The organism is Streptomyces sp. NPDC094034, from assembly GCF_040303865.1.
Classification (GTDB): domain Bacteria; phylum Actinomycetota; class Actinomycetes; order Streptomycetales; family Streptomycetaceae; genus Streptomyces.
Genome location: NZ_JBEOUD010000019.1, coordinates 77,608 through 100,522, shown reverse-complemented (window position 1 = coordinate 100,522; position 22,915 = coordinate 77,608). Strand labels below are relative to the sequence as shown.

Sequence of the window (22,915 nt, the reverse complement as noted above, 5' to 3'; positions counted from 1 at the left end):
GTCTGGACCAACGAGCGCGGTGTCGGTGCCGGCGCTCCGTCCGCGCGGTGTGTCCGGGCGAGCGCCCGCGGCCAGGCCCCGCCGTTACCCCGCCAGCGCCTCGTTCACGAGGTCGAGCGCCAGGTCGCGCGTGTGACGCACCGGGAGATGGACATCGGTGTACCAGTCCGTGGTGGCCTCGGGGTGCGGTCCCACGACCCCGACGCGGCCCGCGCCGAACGGGGTGACGAGCGCGGCGACAGCGCCATTGGGGTACGTGGCCAGCACCGTGGCGTCCGCGCCGTCGTCGAGGACGAAGAGGGGACCGTCCTGGAAGAAGACGGTGCGTGGCCGGCCGCGCCAGCACACCTCGACCAGTGTGTCGTCCTCGCCGTGCACCGTCGATCCGGGCGAGGAGATGTACTGGTCGGTGTCGCCGGGCAGCAGGCCGAACCCCGGGGTGGCGCCGGCCAGATAGCCGCCGAGGCAGAAGCCCAGATAGCACCCGCCGCCCCGGACGTACGCACGGACGGTGTCGCGCTCTCGCTCCAGGTGGCGGTAGCCGTCCGACAACGTTCCGCCGCCGGGCTGCGCGTACACCCGGGCCCGGGCCAACGACCCGCCCGACAGGGACAGTTCCTCCCGCGGCCCGGTGTAGCGGACGTCCAGGCCCCAGGGTCCTTCGGCGAGCAGCGCCGCCACGGCTTCCGGACAGCCGGGTCTGGCGGCGGGCCCCCGGTAGACGAGGGCCAGGTCAGGTCCGGTGGATGTCATGAGCCTCTCGTCCGGGCGTCGAAAGCGGGGATGTCGAAAAGCCGATCGTCCAGAGCCGGTGCCTCGGGGGCCAGGGCGGGGCGGCGCTCGACGACGCCTTCGGCGGGGATGCCGCGCCAGCTCGTGCCCTTGGTGAGGTGCTCGCCCTTCATCAGCAGTGACAGCGCGCCGAGTTGGACGTCCTCGCCGACGACGGAGTCGTAGAGCACGACCGCCCGGGTGCCGACGCTCGCCCCGTCCTCGACCGTGACCAGCGACATCTTCATGACGCGGTCTTCGAAGAGGTGTGTTTGCAGCGAGACGCGGAGACCGATCGCCGCGTTGTCCCCAATGTCGACGAGGTCGAACTCCGTGAGGAAGGTGGTGCCGATCCAGGTGCCTCTGCCGACGCGCGCCCCGAACCGGCGCAGGATCACCGGCAGATACGGCGTTCCGGTCAGGAAGCCCACCCCCGCCGGTACCGCCGCCGCCTCGAAGAGGCCGGTGACGAACTCGGTGCGGCGTACGAACAGACTCCACAGCGGTTCGACCCGGGGCCGGTAGACACCGATCACCACCCGCTTGACCGCCGCGCAGTACGAGATCACCACCAGGCTCGCGACCATCATCAGGACCGGCGCGAGGAGCACCGGAACCAGCAGGCCGGGACGGCGGGTCAGCGAGGACAGCGCGAGCAGATACAAGTACGCGCTCAGGCCCAGCACCGACGCGGGCATCGTGATGCGGAGGAATTCGATGCCCAGGCGTTGGCGTACGGCCTTGCGGGTCGGCCGGAAGGTCAGTTCCTCGGGGAACGATCCGCTGCTCTGGCGCACCGGCAGGCGTATCGCGGGCGAGCCCAGCCAGGTGGTGCCGTCGGCCACGTCACCCTGCGGCGGCACCGTACCCACGCCGACCAGGGACCCCGGCCCGGTGCGCGTTCCGGCGAGCAGGAGCGCGGAGTTGCCGATGAACGCCCGCTCCCCGACCTCGGTGGGGCCGAACGCGACCTGCCCGGCCGCGAAGGTGGCACCACCGACATTGGCCAGGTCCGCGACGAAGCTGCCGTCGTGGAGGGTGAGCAGGTCCGGGTCGATGTGCGAGACGGTCGAGACCTCGGCGCCCCGGCCGATCCGCGCGCCGAGCAGCCTGAGCCAGGGCACGGTGTAGAGGGTGGCGTACAGCGAGTTGGTGAAGGTGAGGCTGATCTCCAGCAGCTTGTCCGACACCCATTTGCGGACGCCGAGCGAGGAACGCGCCGGATGGATACCCACCGGCACGCTCGACAGGATCAGCCGCTTCCCGGCGGCGACCACAGCGCAGACCGTGACGACGAACACCGGACCTGACACCGCGGTGGCGACGACGCCGGCGGCGAGCCCCCAGGTCAGCGTCGCCCACCAGAACAGCGCGATCCCGGGGAGCGTCATCGCCACCGCGGCGATCTCCAGCAGCGCCAGGGCGACGAGCGCGGCGGCGAGATGGCGCGGGCGCCATCCGTCGGTACGGCGCTGGGCCCGCATCATGGCCTCGACGCCGGGGGCGAGCGCGTCCACCGGGCGGGGCGGCGAGCCGGCCATGCGCGCTCCGGCGGGAATCGCCTCGTCCTGGCCGATGACGGACTGTTCGCCGAGTCCGGACCCCGCTCCCATGCGTGCGCCGGGTTCGAGGACCGCGTTGGCTCCCACGAAGGCGTGCGGCCCTATCTCGATCGGGGCGACCGTCACCCAGCCGTCCGCCACCCGCCAAGGCGTGAGGGAGACGCCGTAGCCGATCGAGGTGTCGCCGCCGATCCGCAGCAGGGCGGGCAGGGTGATCGTGCCGGTGGCGATGGTGGTACGCGGTCCGATCCGGGCGCCGAGCAGCCGCAGATAGGCGGCCATCATCGGCGAACCGCTCAGCACCGGCAGCGGGCCGATCCGCAGCAGCAGATCCACCGTCCAGAGCCGTAGATAGACCGAGCGCCACAGCGGGTAGCGGCCCGGCCGGATACCCGCCGACAGCGGACGCACCAGCGCGACCGGGATGAGCCAGCGCACGACGAGATAGCTGAGATACACGCCGATCGTGGTCTGCGCCGACGTCAGGACGGAGATCTGACCGCCGTGCCCGCTGTACACGTACGCCACCGGCAGGCTGAGCACGAGCAGCAGCAGATAGATCACCCCCGCCTGGGCCGCCCCCGCGCCCGCGATTCGGCCGCTGGTGTGACGGATCGGTGCGGGGCGGCGCGGCGCGGACCGCTGCCCGGTGTTCTCCGTGGCACTCAGCCGGGCCGCGAGCCCGCGCACGGTCGGATACGCGTAGAGGTCGCGCAGCGCGGTGTTCGCGCCGATCTCCCGGCCGCGCAGGACCGATACGACCCGGGCCGCCAGGAGCGAGTGGCCGCCGAGGTCGGTGAAGAAGTCCGCCTCGGCCGACAGCATGCCGGGCTCGATCCCGAGCACCTCTGCCCAGGCGTCCCGTACGCGCGTCTCCAACTCGCCTTCTGCGGCCACCAGTCGGCCACCGCCCACCAGCCGCCGGCCGGTCGGGGCGGGCAGCCGCTTACGGTCCACCTTGCCGCTGGCCATGGCGGGCAGACCAGGGAGGATGTCCAGGAAGGACGGCACCATGTACGCGGGGAGTCTGCGCCGCAGACTCTCGTGCACCCGGGTGATCAGGGCGTCCTCGTCCTCCGCGCTGCCGGGCGCGCGGACCACGTAGGCGCACAGTTCGCCTGCTCCCCCGCCACCGGCGCGGTCCGCAGGGGCCGTCAGGGCGGTGACCGCCTCGGCCACACCGGGATCCTCCAGCAGGACGTTGTCGATCTCGCCGAGATCCACCCGGTATCCCCGGATCTTCACCTCGTCGTCGGCCCGGCCCAGGAACTCGACCTCCCCGTCGGGGGTCATCCGGCCGAGGTCCCCGGTGCGGTAGAGCCTGCCGCCCCGGGGGGCCAGTGGGTGTTCGACGAACCGGGCGGCGGTCAGCTCCGGCCGCCCGATGTAGCCGTCGGCGACGCCGGGGCCCCCGATACAGATCTCACCGGTCTCGCCGTCGGCCACCGGCCGAAGCTCCTCGTCGAGCAGCACCACCGAATAGGTCGGCAGCGGCCGTCCGATCGTCACCGCCCTGCCCGGCGTCAGTTCCGCCCAGGTCGCGGTGACGGTGGCCTCGGTCGGGCCGTAGGTGTTGAGCATGCGCCGCCCGGGGCTGCTCCAGCGCTCGACGAGCTGGCCGGGGCAGGCCTCACCGCCGACGATGACGCTGCGGAGATACGGCAGCTCCGGCGGGATGGTCTCCAGCAGCGTCGGCACGCAGTAGAGCATCGTGATCCGCCGGCCGTGGAGGAACTCGCCCAGTTCCGCGCCGAGATGACCGGCGCCGTCCGGACCGGCGACGAGTGTGGCGCCGACGGACCAGGTCGGCCAGATCTCCTCGATGGAGAAGTCGAAGGAGATCGTCATGCCCTGGTACACCCGGTCGTCCGGCCGTACGTCATAGACCTTGGGCACGACATCGAGGAAGTTGCAGATGCTCGACTGGGCGACCTTCACCCCCTTGGGTCGGCCACTCGACCCGGAGGTGTACATGATGTACGCGGTGGGGTGGCCGTCCCCGGGGTCGAAGTCGACCGGGAGAGGCCGGGTGGTGGGCACGCCGGCGAGTTCACGGCCGTACGAGTCCAGCTCGACCACCCGGCACGCGACGCCGGACACGGCCGGCGCCAGAGCGGATGTGGTCAGGAGCAGATCCACGGCGGCGTCCTCGGTGATGAAGGCGAGCCGGTCCGCGGGGGACGCCGGATCGACCGGCACGAACACCGCACCGGCCTTCCCCACCCCGAGCAAGGACACATACGCCTCCACCGAACGGGGTATCAGGATCGCGACCCGGGCCCCCGGACCTATCCCGAGCGCACGGAGGAAGTGCGCGAGCTGGTTGGCGCGCGCGTCGAGTTCGGCGTAGGTCAGCGCGTGGTGCGCGCACTCAAGCGCCGTGGCCGACGGGGTGCGGTCGCAGGCGGTCTCGAACACGGAGTGCAGGCGCCGGGCCGCCCCTCCCGACGGCGTCCCACGCGCGGAATCGAGCAATCTCATGACGTCTGTCCTTCATCGCGGCGCACGGCGGGACAGCGGGGGTGAGGTCCGTATCCCGGGTTGTCATACGACGGGAGAGCCACCAGCCCGGACGGGGGGACATGGTCCGTCCCCGCCCGGCGAATCGTTCGATACAGCTGTCGGTGAAGCTGCTTCACCAGTGAAACGTCATCCGCTCGTTTCGGCATCCCGAGCCGACGGATCCACGGGGCCGGTGCGTTCAGGTCGGCTGCGGCCGGCCGAAGAGGAGGTCATACCCCGGTGGGAGCTGGAGGAGGATCCGGCGCGTCAGTTCCTCGCCCGCCGCGTCGGCCACCACGCTCAGGACGGCCCCGACGTCCCACTCCGCGGTCTCGTCGGTCGCTCCGTCGATCCAGGCGGCGGTCGCCCGCACGAACCGGTCCGGGGTGAGCGGTTCGGCCGCCGGGAGCGGATCGAGGAGCACCAGGGCGCAGGACTCCGGCAGTCGGGCGGCCAGCTCGGCCCGCTCGGTTCCCACCACGTGGGCGCCGAGCAGGGCCAGCACAACACGGACCGCCTGTTCGGCTTCCTGCGGCGCGGAGTACTCACCGCGCTCCTGGACCGCGGCCAAGAACGCGTCCCACCGCATCACCATGGCGGCCGCACCTCCTCCTCAGCACCTGCCGCGACGGGAAGACCGGGGCTCAGGCCGGGCGCGCGCGGCCGGAGCCGTGGTCCTCGGCCGGGCGGGCCCGGACCGACGCCTGGAGGTCCTGGTGTCCGCCACTGGCGACCATCCGTACCTCGTCCTGGTCGCTGATCTCCGCCAGGACGATGCCGGTCTCGTCCGCGTACAGCGCGTGCCCGCCCGGCCCCAGCCGGTCAGTACGGTGCACCACCACGACGTCCTCGTCCCCCCTGTCGCTCGCGGGCGCGTCCGGGTACGCGAAGACCAGCGTGTACGTATCCGACATTCCCATGCGGCCTCCTGGAACACCTGGAACAGCCCACCTGTCGCGGAGAGCGGTTCCTCCTGGCATCGGGAGCCCGTGGTCACGGCGTGCGGGCACCACCATCGGCGGGCCCCACCATCGATGAAACCAAACGGACCCCACGACCGCATCCCGGCCGCGCTCCGGCGTCGGACACGCGGGTCGCCCCGCCGCGGCTGCTCGTCATCCGCGCTCGCGGAGGTACGCCTCCAACTCGGCGGCCCCGGTCAGCATCGCCCGCGCGCGGGCGGACAGCCGGGCGCGCCAGTCCCCCAGCGCGGCCTCCAGCGGCTCCAGCCCGCCGGCCGCCCTCACCTGGGCGGTCAGGGGGGCGATCCGCTCCAGCGAGTAGCCGCCCCTTCTGAGCTGGTGGGCCAGCCGGGCGTCCCGTACGTCGGCCGCGTCGTAGACGCGGTATCCGGTCAGCGGGTCGCGGCGCGGGCGCACCAGCCCGGCGCGCTCCCACTTACGCAGCGTCGCGGGCCGGATCCCGAGCTCCCCGGCCAGTGGCCCGATGAACGTACCGCCTGCCCCGGACGGTTCGGACGCCGTGGTCGCCGTGGCCGCCGTGGCGGGCCCGGTGGACGCGGTGGGCACGGTGGGCACGGTGGGCGTCAAGCCGCGCAGGGCGCTCTCCACGGCCTGGAGTGTCCGCCGGTCCTCCAGCAACTGGGCATGGCTCTCGTCGATGAGGCGGAACGCCTCGTCGACCTCGCCCTCGTTCACGGCCCGCATGATCGAGGTCGCCGTCGGGTGGCCGTGGCCGGGCACCAGCGCGAGGAACGCGCCCAGGGCCCGCGCGTGCAGCGGCGCATACGTGCGGTAACCGGCGGGTGTGCGAGCGGCGGCCGGAAGGATGCCGGCCTCCTCGTAGTTCCTGATGGCCTGCGTGGACAGACCGTGTCCGCGCGCCAGGTCGATCGGCCTGAGCTGCCCGGCGGTTTGAAGGTTCTGTGCCACGGACCCGATGATACAGCGACGGACCTACGGAGAAGTTTCCACCGAAGGTTCAACGATACCGTTTAAGGCATGGCATCTGACATCACGCACACCGTCCACAAGGTCGAGGCCGCCGCCGTCATGAGGCTGCTTCCCGCCCGGCCGCGGCTGCTCGCCCTGGGCGAGCCCACCCATGGCGAGGACACACTGCTCGAACTGCGCAACGAGCTCTTCCAGCGACTCATCGAGGAGGAGGGCTACCGGACGATCACGATCGAGAGCGACTGCCTGATGGGCCTGGTCGTGGATGACTACCTCACTTCGGGCACGGGCACCCTCGACGACGTCATGGAGCACGGATTCAGCCACGGGTTCGGCGCGTCCGCTGCCAACCGCGAGCTCGTGCGCTGGATGCGCGCCTACAACGACGGCCGGCCCGCGTCCGAACGGCTCCGCTTCGCCGGTTTCGACGGCCCGCTGGAGATCACCGGCGCCGCGAGTCCCCGAAGGGCCCTGACCGCGCTCCACGGCTATCTCGCGGCCCGGGTGGAACCGGGCCTGCTCCCCTGCTCCGCGGACACACTCGACCGCCTGCTCGGCACCGACGACCGGTGGACCGATCCCGCCGTGATGATGGACCCGTCCCAGTCCGTGGGGCAGTCGGCCGAGGCCAAGGAACTGCGGCTGCTCGCCGACGATCTGGTGGCGCTGCTCGCCGCGCAGACGCCGCACCTGATCACGGCGATCTCACGGGACGACTGGGACCGGGCGTGCCTGTACGGGCGCACCGCCACCGGCCTGCTGCGCTACCACCACTGGATGGCCGACACCTCACCGAGCCGTATGACGCGGCTGGTGGGCCTGCGGGGCCAGATGATGGCCGACAACCTCCTCGCCCTCGCCGAACGCGGCCCGGTACTGATCCACGCCCACAACAGCCATCTCCAGCGGGACAAGAGCACCATGCGGATGGGTGACCTGCCGCTGGAGTGGTGGAGCGCCGGCGCGATCATGAGCGCCCTTCTGGGCGAGGGATATGGCTTCCTGGCCACGGCACTCGGCACGATCCGGCACCAGGGAGTGGACACCCCGCCGCCGGACACCCTCGAAGGGCTTCTGTACGCGCTCCCGGAGGACCGCTCTGTCATCGACGCTCCCCGGCTGGTCACCGCCCTCGGCGCCACCCGGCTGACCTCACGCGTGTCCCCCTGGTTCGGCTACGCCCCACTCGACCAGGCCCACCTGGCCGCGTACGACGGGATGGTGTTCGTCAAGGACGTCCCGGAAAGCTAGGTTCCGGTCCGGCCGATCTGCGCGGGCCCGCGACGCCGCGGTGACATCAGCCGCTGCCGCGGCGGGGCTGCTGTCCGGCTGCGGTGAGCCAGGGCACGACCGAGATCATGTTCTCCCTCGGAACCGGACGGGGGCCCGGAAGCGGGCACGTCGGGCGGCCCGGCGGAGGGTGGTGAGTACGGCGGGGCCCGCCAGTACGACGCAGACGAAGTTGGTGACGGCGCGGCCGGTGTCCCAGCCCAGTGAGGTGGCGAGGTCGAAGGCGAGGTAACGCTGCCACTGTTCCGTGAAGGGCAGGCCGGGGAGATAGGCGATGGAGCTGTTCGGATCGAGGGAGAAGGGCCAGAAGGAGAGGTTGAGCAGAAAGCCGAAGAGATAGCCGGAGACGGAGCCGTACACGGCGAGCAGCAGGACTTCGGGAACATGAAGGTCTGTTCCGTCTCCCTCACCCCGACCGCGGCCACGACCACGCTGGGAGCCGTCCTGGACGCGGCCACCGGCGCGGCCACACCGGCGGGCTGTGTGACGGCCGTGACGCCGTCGTCCGGTACGGGCACGGTCACCGCGCTCAACGGCAAGGCCAACAGCGGCGCCGACACCTGGAAGGTCAGCACCGACGGATCCGCCTTCGCCGCGGCGACCCGGGGCCGGGTCATCAACGCGGGCGACACCATCGCGCTGCGCTGGGGCGCGTGACCGGCGTCCGGCACTGAACCGGCGTCCGGCGCCGAACCGGCATCCAGTACCGAACCGGCATCCAGTACCGAACCGCCCTTCCGGTGCGGCCGGGCCCATCCGAGGCCCGGCCGCACCGCACCGGCTCCCTCTCCGCGCTCACTTTCGGTGGCTCCTCCGCCCTCCTCGACCGCCCTTCCGACGGTTACAACCGGCAACGCCTGCACATACACTTGCGTCCGCCGGAATCCCCCCGTTGACCTGGGACAACGCCGTCCCGTGGCCGGCCGGGCCAGTGAGGAGCGCATCCCGTGTTCTACTACGTGCTGAAATATGTGCTGCTGGGGCCCCTGCTGCGGCTGCTGTTCCGGCCCCGTATCGAGGGCCTTGAGCACATACCCGCCGACGGTGCCGCGATCATCGCGGGCAACCATCTGTCGTTCTCCGATCACTTTCTGATGCCGGCCATCCTCAAGCGGCGCATCACCTTTCTCGCGAAGGCCGAGTACTTCACCGGCCCCGGGCTGAAGGGGCGGCTGACGGCCTTCTTCTTCCGCGGCGCCGGGCAGATCCCGGTGGACCGGTCGGGGAAGGAGGCCGGGCAGGCGGCGATCCGGGAAGGGCTCGGGGTGCTGGCCAAGGACGAGTTGCTGGGGATCTATCCGGAAGGCACCCGCTCGCACGACGGCCGGCTCTACAAGGGCAAGGTCGGAGTCGCCGTGATGGCGATCAGGGCGGGCGTGCCGGTGGTGCCGTGCGCCATGGTCGGTACGTTCGAGATCCAGCCGCCCGGACAGGTCGTCCCGCGGATCAAGCGGGTGACGATCCGGTTCGGTGAGCCGCTGGAGTTCGCGCGCTACGCGGGTCTGGAGAACGAGAAGGCGGCGGTCCGGGCGGTCACCGACGAGATCATGTACGCGATCCTCGGGCTCTCCGGGCAGGAGTACGTGGACCGTTACGCGGCCGAGGTGAAGGCGGAACTGGCGAAGAGGGAAGCCGCCGGGAAGTTCCCGCGGCTGCGCCGCTGAGAGCGGAATCGCCACGGGTGAACGCCTCTGGCCGCGAGGCTTCCCGCACCTCTAGCGTCCCCGTATGACCAGGGGAAACGTAGTGGTGATCGGTGCGACGGGACAGACAGGGCGGGTCGCCGTGCGGGCGCTCGCCGAGGACGGCTGGGAGGTGCGGGCGGCTTCGCGCGGCGGTGGCCGGGACGAGCGGTGGCCGCGGGACGTACGCGCGGTACGGCTGGACCGCGAGGATGACGCGGCGCTGGCCGCGGTGATCGGCGACGGCTGCGATGTGGTCGTGGACATGGTCGCGTTCGGGCGGACCCACGCCCGCCAGCTGACCGGGCTCGCCGGCCGGATCGGCTCGGCGGTCGTCATCTCCAGTGGCTCGGTGTACGAGGACGATCGGGGCCGGGGCTTCGACACCCAGGACGAACCCGACGGCGGCCCGCGCTATCCGGTGCCGATACCCGAGACTCAGCGGACCGTGGCGCCCGGCGAGGCGACGTACAGTACGCGAAAGGCGCTGCTGGAGCGCGAGTTGCTGGCGGCGGGCGGCGCTCTGCCGGTGACGCTGCTGCGGGCGGGCGCGGTCCACGGCCCATACAGCCGCACCCCGCGTGAGCTGTACTTCGTCAAACGGCTGCTGGACGGCCGCCGTCGGCGCGTACTGGCGTACGGCGGCCGGAGCCGTTTCCATCCGGTCCATGTCGGCAATCTCGCCGAGTTGATCAGACTGGCGGCGGCGCGCCCCGGCTCCCGGGTGCTCAACGCCGCCGATCCGGGGGCCCCGACCGTCGCGGAGATCGGCGCGGCGATCGACAGGGTGCTGGACCGCGAGACCGAGACGGTACTCCTGGACGGGGCGCCGGTGGACGGTGTCGGCGACACGCCCTGGACGCTGGAGCATCCCGTGATCTACGACATGGTCGCCGCGGAGCGGGAGTTGGGGTACCGGCCGGTCACGGACTACGCCGACTCCCTGCCCGGGACGGTCGACTGGCTCACCGAGCGTCTGCGCGGCCGGGACTGGACGGACGCCTTCCCCAAGATGGTCCAGAACTATGGCAGGGACGGGCTCTTCGACTACGCGGCGGAGGACGCCTGGCTGGCGCGGTACGACCGGACGGCCGGGTAGCGGCCCGGCCGCAAGCGCTGGACGGGGGCGACCGGCGAACCGGTCACCCCCGTCCTCATGTCCCCGGGTCCTACGGCTTGGGCGTGGCGTGCGGAGCGCACGTCACATCGGCGCTGTCCAGCGCTCCCGTCAGCAGATAGGCCTCCACCCGGTCGTTGACGCACGGGTTCAGCACATTGGTGATGCCGTGCGAACCGGCGTCGCGCTCGGTGATCAGCCGCGATCCCTTGAAGCGCTTGTGCAGCTCGACGGCGCCCGCGTACGGCGTGGCGGCGTCCCGCGTGGACTGCGCGATCAGCACCGGCGGCAGCCCCTTGCCGGTCTTGACCTCCACCGGGGTCCCCTGCTTGCTGCCCCAGGTGGCGCACGGCAGGTTCATCCAGGCGTTGGACCAGGTGAGGAAGGGGTGGTCACGGTGGAGCAGGGTGTTGTCCCGGTCCCACTGCCGCCAGCTCGTCGGCCACTTGGCGTCGGCGCACTCGACGGCGGTGTAGACGGCGTTGCCGTTCTCGGACTTGGCGTTGCCCACCGTGTCCGTCAGGTCGGGGGCGGCCGCGTCGATCAGCGCCTGCGTGTCACCGGCGAGGTACTCGCTCCAGACCGAGGCGACGGGCACCCAGCTGGAGTCGTAGTACGGCGCGCTCTGGAACAGGCTGAGCAGTTCGGCCGGTCCCACGAGGCCGCCGATGGGGTTCTTCTTCGCGGTGGCGCGAAGGGTCTCCCACTGCTTCTCGACCTGGGCGACGGTGGTGCCGATGTGGAAGGACGCGTCGTTCTTGGCGACCCACGCCATCCAGTCCTGGAAGCGGGTTTCGAAGGCGACGTCCTGGTCCAGGTTGGCTTGGTACCAGATCTTCTCCTGCGACGGGTTGACCACACTGTCGACGACCATGCGGCGCACATGCGACGGGAAGAGTGTGCCGTAGACCGCGCCGAGGTAGGTGCCGTACGAGACGCCGACGTAGTTGAGCTTCTTGTCGCCGAGCGCCGCACGGATGACATCCAGGTCGCGCGCGGTGTTGGGCGTCGTCATGTGCGGCAGCATCCAGCCGCTGCGCTCCTGGCAGCCGTCCGCGTACTCGGCGGCCAGCTTGCGCTGTGCGCGCTTGTCGGCCTCGCTGTCGGGGACGGGGTCCAGCTTCGGCGCCTTGACGAATTCCTGCGGGTCGACGCAGGAGATGGGCGTCGAGTGGCCCACTCCGCGCGGGTCGAACCCGACGAAGTCGTAGGCCTTCGCGGCGTCGGCCCAGATGGCGTTCTTGGTGACGACGCGGCGCGGGAAGGCCATGCCGGAGCCGCCGGGACCGCCCGGGTTGTAGACCAGGGACCCCTGGCGCTCCTGCTGGGTGCCGGTGTTGCCGATCCGGTCGACGGCGATCTTGATCTGCCGGCCGGTGGGCTTCGTGTAGTCGAGCGGGACGCTCACCCAGCCACACTGGATGGGCTTCTCCAGTGCCCAGTCGGCCGGGCAGTCCTGCCAGTCGATGCCCTTCTTCGCGGCCCGCTCGGCGGCGACCGTGGCGCCGTACGCCGCCGGGTCGCCCTGGTGACGGCCGTCGGCGGTGGCCGCCGGGGCGGCTATCGCGCCGGCTATGAGCGCTCCCGTGAGCAGCGTGCCGGCCGAGCCGAGCACTGCGGTGCGTCTCAAGTGGAACCTCCCCCTCAGTGATGCGCCGCCCGCGGCAACGCGTTCGATTGGTTCCCGGGATCCTTTCGTCTGTGTGGGCGCTGAGAACAGGCCACCCGGCCATTTCTTTACCGAACCAATAACCGGTACGCGCTGTCCCGCTCAGCGGTACGCGGCGACGGATCCGTGGTTCAGCTGGTCTCGGAGCACCTCGTCCAGGATCCGCCGCAGCCGCAGGGCGTCCGGGGCGAGCGCCGTGACGAGCGCCGCGGGTCCGGCGAGCGGGGTGAGTACGGCGGTGTCGCCCAGCAGCCGGGGCGCCCTCGGCTTCTCCTCGAACTCAGGTCCGGCGATGAGGAGTTGGCCGACGGCCCGATGGCCGCCGAGGACCGCGCCGCCGTCCCAGCCGCCGGCCGCGCCGGGTCCGTGGGCGAGTTCCTGGTCCAGCAGTGGGCGTCCGGCGCGGTGGACGGTGAGCCGGGTCAGCAGCGTGCCGGGCCCCTCGCCGTGCCGGCCGAGGATCTGCTCGTCGCGCAGCACCAGCCGGGCGGAGGCGGCGAGTTCGACGCGGGTACACATCCGCAGATCGCTGCCGTACGCCGAGATGAGCTGCTCCGGAAGCCAGTGCAGCTCACCGCCCTCCCCCACGGACAGCCGCACGTCGTAGTGGGCGGGTTCGGCCGTGCGTCCCGGCAGGGCGACGGTCGCCGCCGCCGCGTCCACGGTGAGCCGGGCGCCGTCCCGTACTTCGGCCTCGATCGTGAGCCGGTCGCCGCCGAGCGGTGCGCTCATGGCGCCGACGACGGTGACCCGGGCGCCCGCCCCGGTGGCCCGGGTGCGGCGCGGGGCCAGCGGCCCTTCACCGGTCAGTACGGGCAGCCCCGTGCGGGTGGCGACGATACGGGCGGTGGCGTGGACGCTCATGCGGTCCAGTCGGCGAGCCGCGCGAGCACCCAGTCGGCGATGGGCCGCACCCCGTCCTCACCGGTCAACGAGGTGAAGGCGACGGGCAGTTCGCCGCGCTGTTCCTTGGCGTCACGGGCCATCCTGCCGAGGTCGGAGCCGACATGCGGCGCGAGGTCCGTCTTGTTGATCACAAGCAGATCGGCGGTGGTGACACCGGGCCCGCCCTTGCGCGGGATGTCGTCGCCGCCCGCCACGTCGATGACGAAGATCTGGGCGTCCACGAGGCCCTTGGAGAAGGTCGCGGTCAGATTGTCGCCGCCGGACTCGACGAGGATCAGATCGAGCGGGCCGACGGCGTCCTCCAGATCCTCGACGGCTTCCAGGTTGGCGGAGATGTCGTCGCGGATCGCGGTGTGCGGGCAGGCGCCGGTCTCGACCGCCTGGATGCGCTCGGGAGGCAGCACCGCGTGACGCAGCAGGAACTCCGCGTCCTCGCGGGTGTAGATGTCGTTGGTGACGACGGCGAGCGACAGCCGGTCACGCAGCGCCCGGCAGAGCGCGGCGACCGTCGCGGTCTTGCCCGAGCCGACGGGCCCGCCGAGGCCGATCCGCAGCGCGCGTCGTCTGCCGTCGGGTCGCAGGGCGTCGGCGCTGACGGCGGCCGGACCCTGGTGGCTGTGATCGAGATGCATGGTGCGGCTCCTGTCGGGGCGGTACGGGGGAAATGCGGGGGCGGAAGGGGACGGGAGGGGGCGGGAGGAGTCGGGGGCGGGTGTTACGAGGCGAACAGCCGCACCGGCCACCCCGCGTGCGCCTCCGCGGTGATGTCGAGCAGCGGGGCCGAGGCGGCGGGCAGCGCGTCGAGACCGTCCCGCGCCGCCCGCCCCGCCAGCTCGGCGGCCCGCCCGGCGACCCGGTCGAGTTCGGGCGCGAGGCGGGCGAGGACGGCGGTGGCCTCGAAGGGGTCGAGGCTCAGCAGCCGTACGGCCGCGGTCGCGGGAGCGCTGACCGTTTCGTACCCCGCGCAGTAGGCGGCGTCCTCGGGGGCGAGCCCGGCGGAGCGCGCGGTGAGGCCGAGGACGACGGGCTGGTGCGCACCGCGCGGCCGGGCGGCGGCGAGCGCCTCCAGTTCATCGCTGGGCCAGGTGGCGCGGGCGGCGCGGATCAGTTGCCGGCCGAGCTTGCGCGCGGTCGCCCGGAGCGCGGGTGAGGGCGTACGGGCGTCGGCGGCCTCGTCGAGCTCCAGCGTGTCGAGGCCCCCGGCCGCCGCGGCGGCGAGGGCCGCCGCCGTCAGTCCGCTGGTGTGCAGCCGGCCCCGGCAGAACGCGGCCAGGCTGGGGGCGTCATGGATCCGCCCCGCCCTGACGGCCGGTTCGGCCCCGCCGGAGTGGGCGTGACCACCCGCGGGGAACCGGCCGTCGGCGAGTACGAGCAGTGCGGCGCGGTTCATCAGAACAGGAAGTAACGCTGGGCCAGCGGGAGTTCGGCGGCGGGCGCGGGTTCCACCGGCTCGCCGTCGATGGTGACGGTGAAGGTGTCGGCATCGACCTCGACGCGCGGCAGTGCGTCGTTCTCCCGCATGTCCGCCTTGGTGACCCCCCGGGTGTTGCCGATCGCTTCGAACCTCTTCGCCAGACCGAGACGTTCGGGCAGTCCGTCCTCGATCGCCGCCTGCGCGACGAAGTTGACCGAGCCCGCCGCCGCCGCGCGGCCCAGCGCGCCGAACATCGGCCGGGGCAGCACCGGTTGCGGGGTGGGGATGGAGGCGTTGGCGTCGCCCATCTGCGCGTAGGCGATCTGTCCGCCCTTGAGGACGAGCTGCGGCTTGACGCCGAAGAAGGCCGGGTCCCAGAGCACCAGATCGGCGAGTTTGCCGGTCTCGACGGAGCCGATCTCCCGGTCGAGTCCCTGCGCGACCGCCGGGTTGATGGTGTATTTGGCGACATGGCGCCGGACTCGATGGTTGTCGGCGCGGCCGTCGCCGGGCAGGGCACCGCGGCGCTTCTTCATCACGTGCGCGGTCTGCCAGGTGCGCGTGATCACCTCACCGATCCGTCCCATGGCCTGGGCGTCGGAGGAGATGATCGAGATGGCTCCGAGGTCGTGCAGGATGTCCTCGGCCGCGATGGTGGAGGGCCGGATACGGGACTCCGCGAAGGCGAGATCCTCGGGCACGGCCGGATTGAGATGATGGCAGACCATCAGCATGTCGAGGTGTTCCTCGATGGTGTTGACGGTGTGCGGCCGGGTCGGGTTGGTGGAGCTGGGCAGTACGTACGGCTCGCCGACCACGGTGATGATGTCGGGGGCGTGCCCGCCGCCCGCGCCCTCGGTGTGGTACGCGTGAATGGTGCGGCCCGCGATGGCGGCGAGCGTGTCGCCGACAAAGCCCGCCTCGTTCAACGTATCGGTGTGAATGGCGAGTTGGGCCCCGGACTCCTCGCAGACCCGCAGACACGCGTCGATCACGGCGGGGGTGGCGCCCCAGTCCTCGTGGATCTTGAACCCCAGTGCCCCGCCGCGCAGTTGGGCGCGCATCGAGTCCTGGGACATCGTGTTGCCCTTGCCGAGCAGCCCGATATTGACGGGAAAGGTCTCCAGCGCCTCGAACATCCGCGCGAGATGCCAGGCTCCCGGGGTGATGGTGGTGGCCTTCGTCCCCTCGGCCGGTCCGGTGCCGCCGCCCACGAGCGTGGTGACTCCGCTCACCAGCGCCTGTTCGACGGCGGTCGGCGAGATGAAGTGGACATGCGCGTCGATCGCACCGGCGGTGACGATCTTCCCGTTGCCCGCGATGACTTCGGTCTCGGGCCCGATGACCAGGTCGGGGTGGACGCCGTCCATGGTGTCGGGGTTGCCGGCCTTGCCGATTCCGGTGATCCGGCCGTCCCGTACCCCGATGTCGGCCTTGACGACGCCCCAGTGGTCGATGATCAGAGCGCCGGTGATCACGGTGTCGGGCGCGCCCTCGGCCCGGGTCGTACGGGACTGGCCCATCGACTCGCGGATCACCTTGCCGCCGCCGAACACCGCCTCGTCCCCGGCGAGTCCCGGTCCGCCGGAGCGGTCCTCCTCGATCTCGACGAGCAGATCGGTGTCGGCGAGCCGGATCCGGTCGCCGGTGGTGGGGCCGAACAGATCGGCGTATCCGGCGCGGGACAGCTCAGTCATCGAGGGCACCTCCGGTCTCTCCCCGCAGGCCGGGCACGACGCGCAGACCGGCGAGGGGTACGAGGACGACATCGACGGGGATGCCGGGTTCGAAGCGCACGGCGGTACCGGCGGCGATATGCAGCCGCTTGCCGCGCGCGGCGGCCCGGTCGAACTCCAGACCCGGGTTGGCCTCGGCGAAGTGGTAGTGGGACCCGACCTGGACGGGCCGGTCGGCGGTGTTGAGAACGGTCAGCGCGGTGACCTCGCGGCCCTCGTTGAGTGTGATCGGACCGTCGGCGTACAGGATCTCCCCGGGAATCATCGGCCGCGCTCCCCCGTCAGACGATCGGGTCATGGACGGTGACGAGCTTCGTACCGTCCGGGAAGGTGGCCTCCACCTGGACGTCGTGGATCATCTCGGGGATGCCTTCCATGACGTCGGCCCGGCCGAGCACCTCGCGTCCCGAGGCCATGAGGTCGGCGACGGTACGGCCGTCCCTGGCGCCTTCGAGGATGTGCGAGGTGATCAGGGCGACCGCCTCGGGATGGTTGAGCCGCAGTCCGCGCTCCCTTCGCCTGGCCGCCACATCCGCGGCCACATGGATGAGCAGGCGTTCCTGCTCGTGCGGGGTCAGTTGCACGCTTCCACCTCATCGTCTCCGGCCCGGTGACGGCCGGGCGCAGCGGAACTCCAGCCAACTTCAACACTCTGTTGAACTATCATCGGGGTGTTCGGGGCCAGGCATCGCACGTTAGGGCGGAAGTTTTTCCGGCGCGTTAACTGATCTTTTGCTCACCCATGGACATCAGGCCACGCAAGCCGTTGCGCAGCACCTCGATGGGCACTTCACCGAAGAGCGCCTGCTGCGCGGCGAACCCCTGGGCCGCCGCGACCATGGTCCTGGCGACATCGGGCGCGGGGATGTCCGCGCGCATCAGACCCGCCTCCTGGTACGCCTCGACCACCTTGACCCACGCCTCGCGCACCCTGTCGTAGCCATCGCGCATCAGCGCCGCGAGCTTGTCGTTGCGCAGCGTCTCGGTCCACACCTGTATGAGGAGCCGCGGAAAGCCGTTCTCGCCGTGCCACGTGCCGCGCCCCGCGAGCACCCGCTCCATCACCCCGGCGATCAGCTCGTCCGGGGGCCCGGGGGGCCGCTGGAGCGCCGCTTCCTCGAACGAGTCCCGGACGGTGTCGAGCGCTTCGGTGACGATGGCCGCGATCAGCTCCTCCTTGCCGCCGAAGTACCGGTAGACGGCACCGGCGGAGAGATCGACCTCGCGCAGGACATCCTGCATCGACGTGGCGTGGAAGCCGTTGCGGGCGAAGCAGCGCGCCGCGCCGTCGAGGATCTGGCGGCGGCGGGCGTCGAGATGTTCCTGGGATACACGAGCCATGGCGTCAAGGTAAAACGAACATTCCTTCTTGACAAGCGCCGCCCCCTTCCGCACAGTGGCGCCGTACGCAGAACGAACGATCCTTCGCTTAGATCCCGCGAGACGCGCGTCCCACGGAGCGTCCTCGCGCGGGACCACCCGCGCGGGAATCACGGAAACCAGAGACCGAGGAGCCGCATGTCCGGCACAGCAAGAGATCAGACGCCCCGGCGCATGATCGCGGTGATCATCCTGATACCCGTCGCGGTGGCCGTCGCACTCTGGGCCTTCTCCTGGCCCGCCGCCCGGATCGCGCCACGCGACCTGCCGGTCGGGATCGCCGGACCGGCCGCCGCGGCTGACCAGTTGGAGCAGCGGTTCGAGGAGCGCGCGGGAGCCTTCGCCCCGCACCGCTACCCCGACGAGGCCGCCGCCCGCCGGGCGATCGAGGACCGGGTCGTATACGGAGCCGTCATTGTCACCCAGCGGGGGCCACACCTGCTGACGGCCACGGCGGCGAGCCCCATGGTGGCCCAACTGCTCACCGAGGCGGTGACGGCCCAGGCCCCGGCGGGCACCCGGGTACCGGTCACCGATGTCGTCGCGGCGGCCCCCGCGGATCCGCGCGGGAGCGCGCTGGGCGCGAGCATCCTGCCGATGGCGCTGGCGGGCGTCGGCGGCGGCGCGGTCGTGACCTTGCTGGGACTGCGCGGAGCACGTGCGGCGATCACCCTGACCGCCGCCTCGGCGCTGGTGGGGATCACCGCCACCGCGCTGGCGCACAGCTGGCTGAGGGTGCTCACCGGTGACTGGTGGACGGAGGCCGGGGCGATCGGGCTGACCGTCCTGGCCATCAGCGCGGGGATCGCCGGGCTCGCGGCGCTCCTCGGGAGGGCCGGCCTGGCCCTCGGGGGCCTGACGATGGTGCTCCTCGGCAACTCCTTCGCGGGGGTGACGAGCGCGCCCGAGCTGCTGCCGGAGCCCGCCGGGCTGCTCGGTCAGTGGCTGCCCCCGGGCGCCGGTGGCTCACTGCTCCGCTCGGTCGCCTTCTTCGACGGGGCCGCCGCCGGGACCCCGCTGCTCACCCTCACGCTCTGGGCCGCGCTCGGAGTGGTCGCACTGCTCGTGACCGGCCGGAGCCGACGGCCGATGACCGCCCCGGCGCGGAACAACGCCGACGCGGAACCCGCACCGGCCGGCTGAGACCCGAAGCGGCGGCCTTACCCGCCATGGCCCGGAGGCCGGTCACCGCCCTCGGGGCCATGGTGGTCGGGCCGATGCTCCGCCGCGATCCCGAACCGCCGCCGCTCACCGGGAACGGACGGTACGGGCCGGATGGCCGAGACCGAGCTGATCACCTGCTCGTCCGCCGCGTCCGGCTCGCTCTCAAGCCGTTCCAGGTCGGCGGCGGAGACCAGCGCGACCAGCGGCTTCCCGTGCCGGGTCACCACCACACGCTCACCGCCGTACACCACGCGGTTGATCAGATCGGCGAGCTCTGCCCGGGCTTGGGTCACCGGAATCTCGTAGGCCATGCTCCCCAGCTTAAGAGGGCGCCGCACCGCGAGGGTTCGATCGGCGGAGGCCGAGGGCGGCCGTACGCGACCGCCGCACTTCCCCACGCCCGAGGGTCTCTCCCGGCATACACGCCTCTATGTTCTGTACGTCCTGTACATTTTCTACGGAGAGTCGTGAGCCCCGCGTCCAAGGAGAGGCATGCCATGAACCGTCCTTCAGCCCGCTACGTCCTGCCCGAGTTCACCGAGCGGACGTCCAACGGGACCCGCACCCTCGACCCGTACTCCAAGCTCCTCGAAGAGCGGATCATCTTCCTCGGCACCCCGGTCGACGACACCGCGGCCAACGATGTGATCGCGCAGTTCATCCATCTCGAATACGCCGCGCCCGACCAGGACATCTCCCTCTACATCAACTCCCCCGGCGGGTCGATCAGCGCCATGTCCGCGATCTACGACACGATGCAGATCGTCACCTGCGACGTGGAGACCATCTGCCTCGGCCAGGCGGCCTCGACCGCCGCCGTGCTGCTGGCCGCCGGGGCGCCGGGCAAGCGGCTGGCACTGCCAGGCGCGCGGCTCGTCCTCCAACAGCCCGCCATCGAGGAGCCGGTCCAGGGACAGCCGTCCGATCTGGCCATCCACGCGAAGGAGATGCTCCGACTGCGATCCCTGCTCACCTCCATGCTGGCGCGGCACACCGGGCAGAGCACGGAGCGGATCACCGAGGACATCGAGCGGGACACCATCTTCGACGCGCCGGCCGCCAAGGCGTACGGGCTGCTCGATCACGTCGTACAGAACCGCAAGACGTCCCTCAACACGCCGCGCGCCCCGTTCGGCGGGCGATGAACACCGGTGCCGGGGCGGCGAGTCGTTCCCGTATGGACGCCCCCCATACGGGAACGACTCGCACGTTCGGCGTATGAACTGACTGGACGCGTAAGAGGACGCAAGTTGCGCGGAGCGACCGGATCGGTGAAGTGCCCCCCAACTCCCGTGCGGGTACGGGCCTCATCAGGTCGCGGGCCGGGGCGCGACACACCCCTTCGCCACCCTTTCGGACGATCCGTGATGAATTTCACATATGTCGTTTTGTCTCGGATATCCACCTGTTCCTGCGTCAAGATCCGTGGGACGACAAGCCCCCGCCACCGCGGCGGGGCGGTCCGGGCGGACGCCGAGTCCTGCCGCCGCACCGGATGCCTGGTCGACAGGAGTGGATCGGCAGGAGTGGAGGACCCAGGCAGTACGGGACGACGCCCGTTGTGGTCGTCCCTCGGGGTGAAGCCGTGAGAGCGGCCGGGCAACTTCGCCAGCCCGAACCCGACAGGTCATCCTTCACAGGCGGCTGACGAAGGGTTGCACATGACCGCGCAGACGACTGTCCCGTCTCTGCTGTCCAGGACCGGCGCCGTTTCGGTCCTGACACTCGCCGCGCTCGGCGGCACGATGCTCGTGCCCGGCGCCACGTCCGAGGCCGAGGCCGCCACGCGCGCGGCCAAGGCCCTCAAGATCGCCGCCTCGAAGGAAGGCTCGCCGTATCGGTGGGGAGCCACGGGGCCTCATCGCTTCGACTGCTCCGGGCTGACGCTCTACTCGTACAAGAAGGCCGGCAAGAAGCTCCCCCGCACGGCCCAGCAGCAGTACAACAACTCCCGCCATATCGCGCCCTCCGAACGGCGCAAGGGAGATCTGGTGTTCTTCCACTGGGGCAACAGCGTCTACCACGTCGGGATCTACGCCGGCCGGGGAAAGATCTGGCACTCGCCGAAGACCGGGGCGCTGGTGAGGCTGGAACGGATCTGGACCCGGAGCGTTCTGTACGGCCGGGTGAACTGACCCCGGCCGCCGACACCGGCCCCTCCGCCCCCACAGCCCCCAGCCCCCGGACGTACGGACGCTGACGACGCGTCGGGAGGGCCGCCCCCGCCCCTGCGGGGACGGCCCTCGTCCGGCCGGGGTCAGCTCGCGTCGGCGGTGACCGGGACCGCCCAGGGCAGGACGATCCAGACCGTCTTGCCGCCCTCCGGGGTCGGGGTGACCGAGAGCGCTCCCCCCTGCTCGGCGGTGAGCGAGCGGACGATCACCATGCCGCGGCCGTTGTCCTGCTGCACCGCCGCGGGCAGCCGCTGCGGCCAGCGGGGATGGCTGTCGGTGACGCCGACGCGCAGCTGCTCGTCGCGTTCGAGCCGGATCTCCACGGTGAACGTGGGTGACTGGCCGAGGGTGTGCTGCACCGCGTTGGTGGCCAGCTCCGAGACGATCAGCCGAACCGTCTCGGCCATGTCCTCCTGTGCCGGCAGCCCCCACTCGGCCAGCAGGTCCACGACGTATCTTCGCGCCGCGGTGACCGAGGCGGGTTCGCTCGGCAGGGTGATGGATGCTTCCTGGTGGTCTGCCATGGCGACGCCGTCCCTTTCCCGCCGGGCCTGGCTCCGGCACAGAGCGGATGACTGCGCGGAGGGCCTCGGACCGTGCTTCGCGCCAGCCTGCCACTGATCGCGCCGTTCCCAGGGCCGATCCACCGAGATCTGCATATATCTGTCGCTCAAAGCGGTGAACTCTGCAACGCGAGACCGTATTTGGGCGAGGGAAAGATATCTTCTCCGCCGCGGCACCCAAGGGGGCGGCCGGCACAGGGCGGGAAGGCAATCATTCATGCGGCATATTCCAGAGGTGCGCCGGCGCAGGCTCGGTGAGGAATTGCGCAAGCTGCGGCAGAGCGCGGGACTGACAAGCGGTCAGACTGCGCGGCTGCTCGGCTGGCATCAGTCGAAGGTCAGCCGGATCGAGACGGGCGTCAGCGGGGTGAAGGACGAGGATCTGGCGGGGCTGCTCGACGCGCTCGGCGTCATCGATCCACAACTGCGGCTGCTGCTCGGCGCGTTGGCGGGCACCACCAACAAGGGGCAGGGGTGGTGGATGGCGTACGGCGGCGTGATCCCGCCCCAGTACCGGGACTTCATCAGCCTGGAGTCCCAGGCCCGCACCGCGCGCACGCTGGAGACCTCCGTGGTCCCCGGGCTGCTCCAGACCCCCGCGTACGCCCGCGCCGTGACGCGTGCCGCGCTCGGCGGACTGCCCGCCGCGACGGTCGACTCCCTGGTCGAGGTGCGGCTCGCCCGCCAGGAGGTGCTGCGCACCGACATACCCATGGAACTGCACGCCGTGCTGGACGAGGCGGTTCTGCGCCGTCAGGTGGGCGGGCCGGGCGTGATGCGGGAGCAGTTGCTACGGCTCTCGGAGCTGGCGCGGCTTCCGCATGTCTGTCTACAGGTGCTGCCGTTCACGGCCGGTGGCTATGTGGGACTGACCGGCCCTTTCGTTATCTTCTCGTTTCCGCACATTACTGATCTGGATTTGGTCGTTCTCGACCATTTGACGAATAGCCTCTATCTGGAGCGGAAAGAAGACCTTGAGGCGTACTGCGCGGCGTTCGGCACTATGCAGGCGCATGCCCTCTCGACAGAGGAATCATTGGATCTCATCGCCGGGATCGGTGACGGCGCCTAG

The 22,915-nt window shown here is 71.1% G+C and carries 22 protein-coding genes, 2 pseudogenes and 1 riboswitch; of the genes and pseudogenes, 8 read left to right on the top strand and 16 right to left on the bottom strand.

Going from position 1 to position 22,915, the window contains the following annotated elements; genetic code table 11:
* Positions 1-84 precede the first annotated feature (84 nt).
* The 5 genes from ABTZ59_RS18935 to ABTZ59_RS18915 all read right to left on the bottom strand — a co-directional run bounded on the left by ABTZ59_RS18935 (position 85) and on the right by ABTZ59_RS18915 (position 6,727).
* Positions 85-753, bottom strand: coding sequence for a hypothetical protein (locus tag ABTZ59_RS18935; protein WP_351401873.1), 669 nt, complete (start codon positions 751-753; stop codon positions 85-87).
* Complete coding sequence (locus ABTZ59_RS18930) at positions 750-4,814, bottom strand: Pls/PosA family non-ribosomal peptide synthetase (RefSeq protein ID WP_351401855.1); 4,065 nt, start codon at positions 4,812-4,814, stop codon at positions 750-752. Before ABTZ59_RS18930 ends, ABTZ59_RS18935 begins: the two co-directional genes overlap by 4 nt.
* Before the next feature lie 220 nt (positions 4,815-5,034).
* Complete coding sequence (locus ABTZ59_RS18925) at positions 5,035-5,430, bottom strand: DUF2267 domain-containing protein (protein WP_351401833.1); 396 nt, start codon at positions 5,428-5,430, stop codon at positions 5,035-5,037.
* Positions 5,431-5,479: 49 nt separating this feature from the next.
* Positions 5,480-5,755, bottom strand: a complete 276-nt coding sequence (locus ABTZ59_RS18920) for a DUF6296 family protein (protein WP_351401824.1) — start codon at positions 5,753-5,755, stop codon at positions 5,480-5,482.
* A gap of 195 nt (positions 5,756-5,950) precedes the next feature.
* Positions 5,951-6,727: a TioE family transcriptional regulator gene (locus ABTZ59_RS18915; protein WP_351401816.1), complete on the bottom strand. Its 777-nt coding sequence runs from the start codon at positions 6,725-6,727 to the stop codon at positions 5,951-5,953.
* A gap of 69 nt (positions 6,728-6,796) precedes the next feature.
* Between ABTZ59_RS18915 and ABTZ59_RS18910 the strand changes: the two genes are divergently transcribed.
* Positions 6,797-7,999: an erythromycin esterase family protein gene (locus ABTZ59_RS18910; protein ID WP_351401807.1), complete on the top strand. Its 1,203-nt coding sequence runs from the start codon at positions 6,797-6,799 to the stop codon at positions 7,997-7,999.
* A gap of 105 nt (positions 8,000-8,104) precedes the next feature.
* Here the strand turns inward: ABTZ59_RS18910 and ABTZ59_RS18905 are convergent.
* Positions 8,105-8,416, bottom strand: a pseudogene (locus ABTZ59_RS18905) (ECF transporter S component); the annotation flags it as partial.
* On the opposite strand from ABTZ59_RS18905, the pseudogene ABTZ59_RS18900 reads away from it, so the two are divergent.
* The 3 genes and pseudogenes from ABTZ59_RS18900 to ABTZ59_RS18890 all read left to right on the top strand — a co-directional run.
* Positions 8,417-8,695: pseudogene (locus ABTZ59_RS18900) on the top strand (hypothetical protein); the annotation flags it as partial. It lies immediately after the preceding pseudogene.
* Positions 8,696-8,985: 290 nt separating this feature from the next.
* Entirely contained in the window at positions 8,986-9,702 is a 717-nt protein-coding gene (locus ABTZ59_RS18895; protein WP_351401799.1) for a lysophospholipid acyltransferase family protein, read from the top strand.
* 85 nt (positions 9,703-9,787) lie between these two features.
* Positions 9,788-10,819 carry an NAD-dependent epimerase/dehydratase family protein gene (locus tag ABTZ59_RS18890; RefSeq protein ID WP_351402420.1) on the top strand — a complete coding sequence of 344 codons (1,032 nt, stop codon included), beginning with the start codon at positions 9,788-9,790 and terminating at the stop codon, positions 10,817-10,819.
* A 70-nt stretch (positions 10,820-10,889) separates the two neighbouring features.
* Here the strand turns inward: ABTZ59_RS18890 and ABTZ59_RS18885 are convergent, their stop codons facing one another.
* From ABTZ59_RS18885 to ABTZ59_RS18850, 8 genes are all read right to left on the bottom strand, one after another.
* Positions 10,890-12,467 (bottom strand): alpha/beta hydrolase, encoded by a 1,578-nt coding sequence (locus tag ABTZ59_RS18885; protein ID WP_351401792.1) that lies wholly within the window; start codon positions 12,465-12,467, stop codon positions 10,890-10,892.
* Between the two features lie 141 nt (positions 12,468-12,608).
* Positions 12,609-13,370 (bottom strand): urease accessory protein UreD, encoded by a 762-nt coding sequence (locus ABTZ59_RS18880; RefSeq protein WP_351401780.1) that lies wholly within the window; start codon positions 13,368-13,370, stop codon positions 12,609-12,611.
* A complete protein-coding gene (ureG, locus tag ABTZ59_RS18875) occupies positions 13,367-14,044 on the bottom strand; it encodes an urease accessory protein UreG (RefSeq protein ID WP_351401759.1) in 678 nt (225 codons plus the stop codon). Before ureG ends, ABTZ59_RS18880 begins: the two co-directional genes overlap by 4 nt.
* An 83-nt stretch (positions 14,045-14,127) precedes the next feature.
* Entirely contained in the window at positions 14,128-14,802 is a 675-nt protein-coding gene (locus ABTZ59_RS18870; protein ID WP_351401747.1) for an urease accessory protein UreF, read from the bottom strand.
* A complete protein-coding gene (locus ABTZ59_RS18865; RefSeq protein WP_351401727.1) occupies positions 14,802-16,523 on the bottom strand; it encodes an urease subunit alpha in 1,722 nt (573 codons plus the stop codon). Before ABTZ59_RS18865 ends, ABTZ59_RS18870 begins: the two co-directional genes overlap by 1 nt.
* Positions 16,516-16,827 carry an urease subunit beta gene (locus ABTZ59_RS18860; RefSeq protein WP_351401704.1) on the bottom strand — a complete coding sequence of 104 codons (312 nt, stop codon included), beginning with the start codon at positions 16,825-16,827 and terminating at the stop codon, positions 16,516-16,518. Before ABTZ59_RS18860 ends, ABTZ59_RS18865 begins: the two co-directional genes overlap by 8 nt.
* Before the next feature lie 16 nt (positions 16,828-16,843).
* Positions 16,844-17,146, bottom strand: coding sequence for an urease subunit gamma (locus ABTZ59_RS18855; RefSeq protein ID WP_351401674.1), 303 nt, complete (start codon positions 17,144-17,146; stop codon positions 16,844-16,846).
* A 136-nt stretch (positions 17,147-17,282) separates the two neighbouring features.
* Entirely contained in the window at positions 17,283-17,903 is a 621-nt protein-coding gene (locus tag ABTZ59_RS18850; RefSeq protein WP_351401660.1) for a TetR/AcrR family transcriptional regulator, read from the bottom strand.
* A 177-nt stretch (positions 17,904-18,080) separates the two neighbouring features.
* Between ABTZ59_RS18850 and ABTZ59_RS18845 the strand changes: the two genes are divergently transcribed.
* Positions 18,081-19,085 (top strand): ABC transporter permease, encoded by a 1,005-nt coding sequence (locus ABTZ59_RS18845; RefSeq protein WP_351401644.1) that lies wholly within the window; start codon positions 18,081-18,083, stop codon positions 19,083-19,085.
* Positions 19,086-19,102: 17 nt separating this feature from the next.
* Here ABTZ59_RS18845 and ABTZ59_RS18840 read toward each other — a convergent pair whose 3' ends face one another.
* Entirely contained in the window at positions 19,103-19,417 is a 315-nt protein-coding gene (locus ABTZ59_RS18840) for a type II toxin-antitoxin system Phd/YefM family antitoxin (protein WP_351401639.1), read from the bottom strand.
* A gap of 186 nt (positions 19,418-19,603) precedes the next feature.
* On the opposite strand from ABTZ59_RS18840, the gene ABTZ59_RS18835 reads away from it, so the two are divergent.
* Together ABTZ59_RS18835 and ABTZ59_RS18830 are read left to right on the top strand one after the other, a co-directional pair.
* Positions 19,604-20,251: an ATP-dependent Clp protease proteolytic subunit gene (locus ABTZ59_RS18835; RefSeq protein WP_351401628.1), complete on the top strand. Its 648-nt coding sequence runs from the start codon at positions 19,604-19,606 to the stop codon at positions 20,249-20,251.
* 341 nt (positions 20,252-20,592) lie between these two features.
* A riboswitch (cyclic di-AMP (ydaO/yuaA leader) is annotated at positions 20,593-20,764 on the top strand.
* 3 nt (positions 20,765-20,767) lie between these two features.
* Complete coding sequence (locus tag ABTZ59_RS18830) at positions 20,768-21,241, top strand: C40 family peptidase (protein WP_351401617.1); 474 nt, start codon at positions 20,768-20,770, stop codon at positions 21,239-21,241.
* Between the two features lie 122 nt (positions 21,242-21,363).
* On the opposite strand, the gene ABTZ59_RS18825 is transcribed toward ABTZ59_RS18830, so the two are convergent.
* Complete coding sequence (locus ABTZ59_RS18825; RefSeq protein WP_351401600.1) at positions 21,364-21,804, bottom strand: ATP-binding protein; 441 nt, start codon at positions 21,802-21,804, stop codon at positions 21,364-21,366.
* A gap of 256 nt (positions 21,805-22,060) precedes the next feature.
* On the opposite strand from ABTZ59_RS18825, the gene ABTZ59_RS18820 reads away from it, so the two are divergent.
* Entirely contained in the window at positions 22,061-22,915 is an 855-nt protein-coding gene (locus ABTZ59_RS18820) for a helix-turn-helix domain-containing protein (protein ID WP_351401589.1), read from the top strand.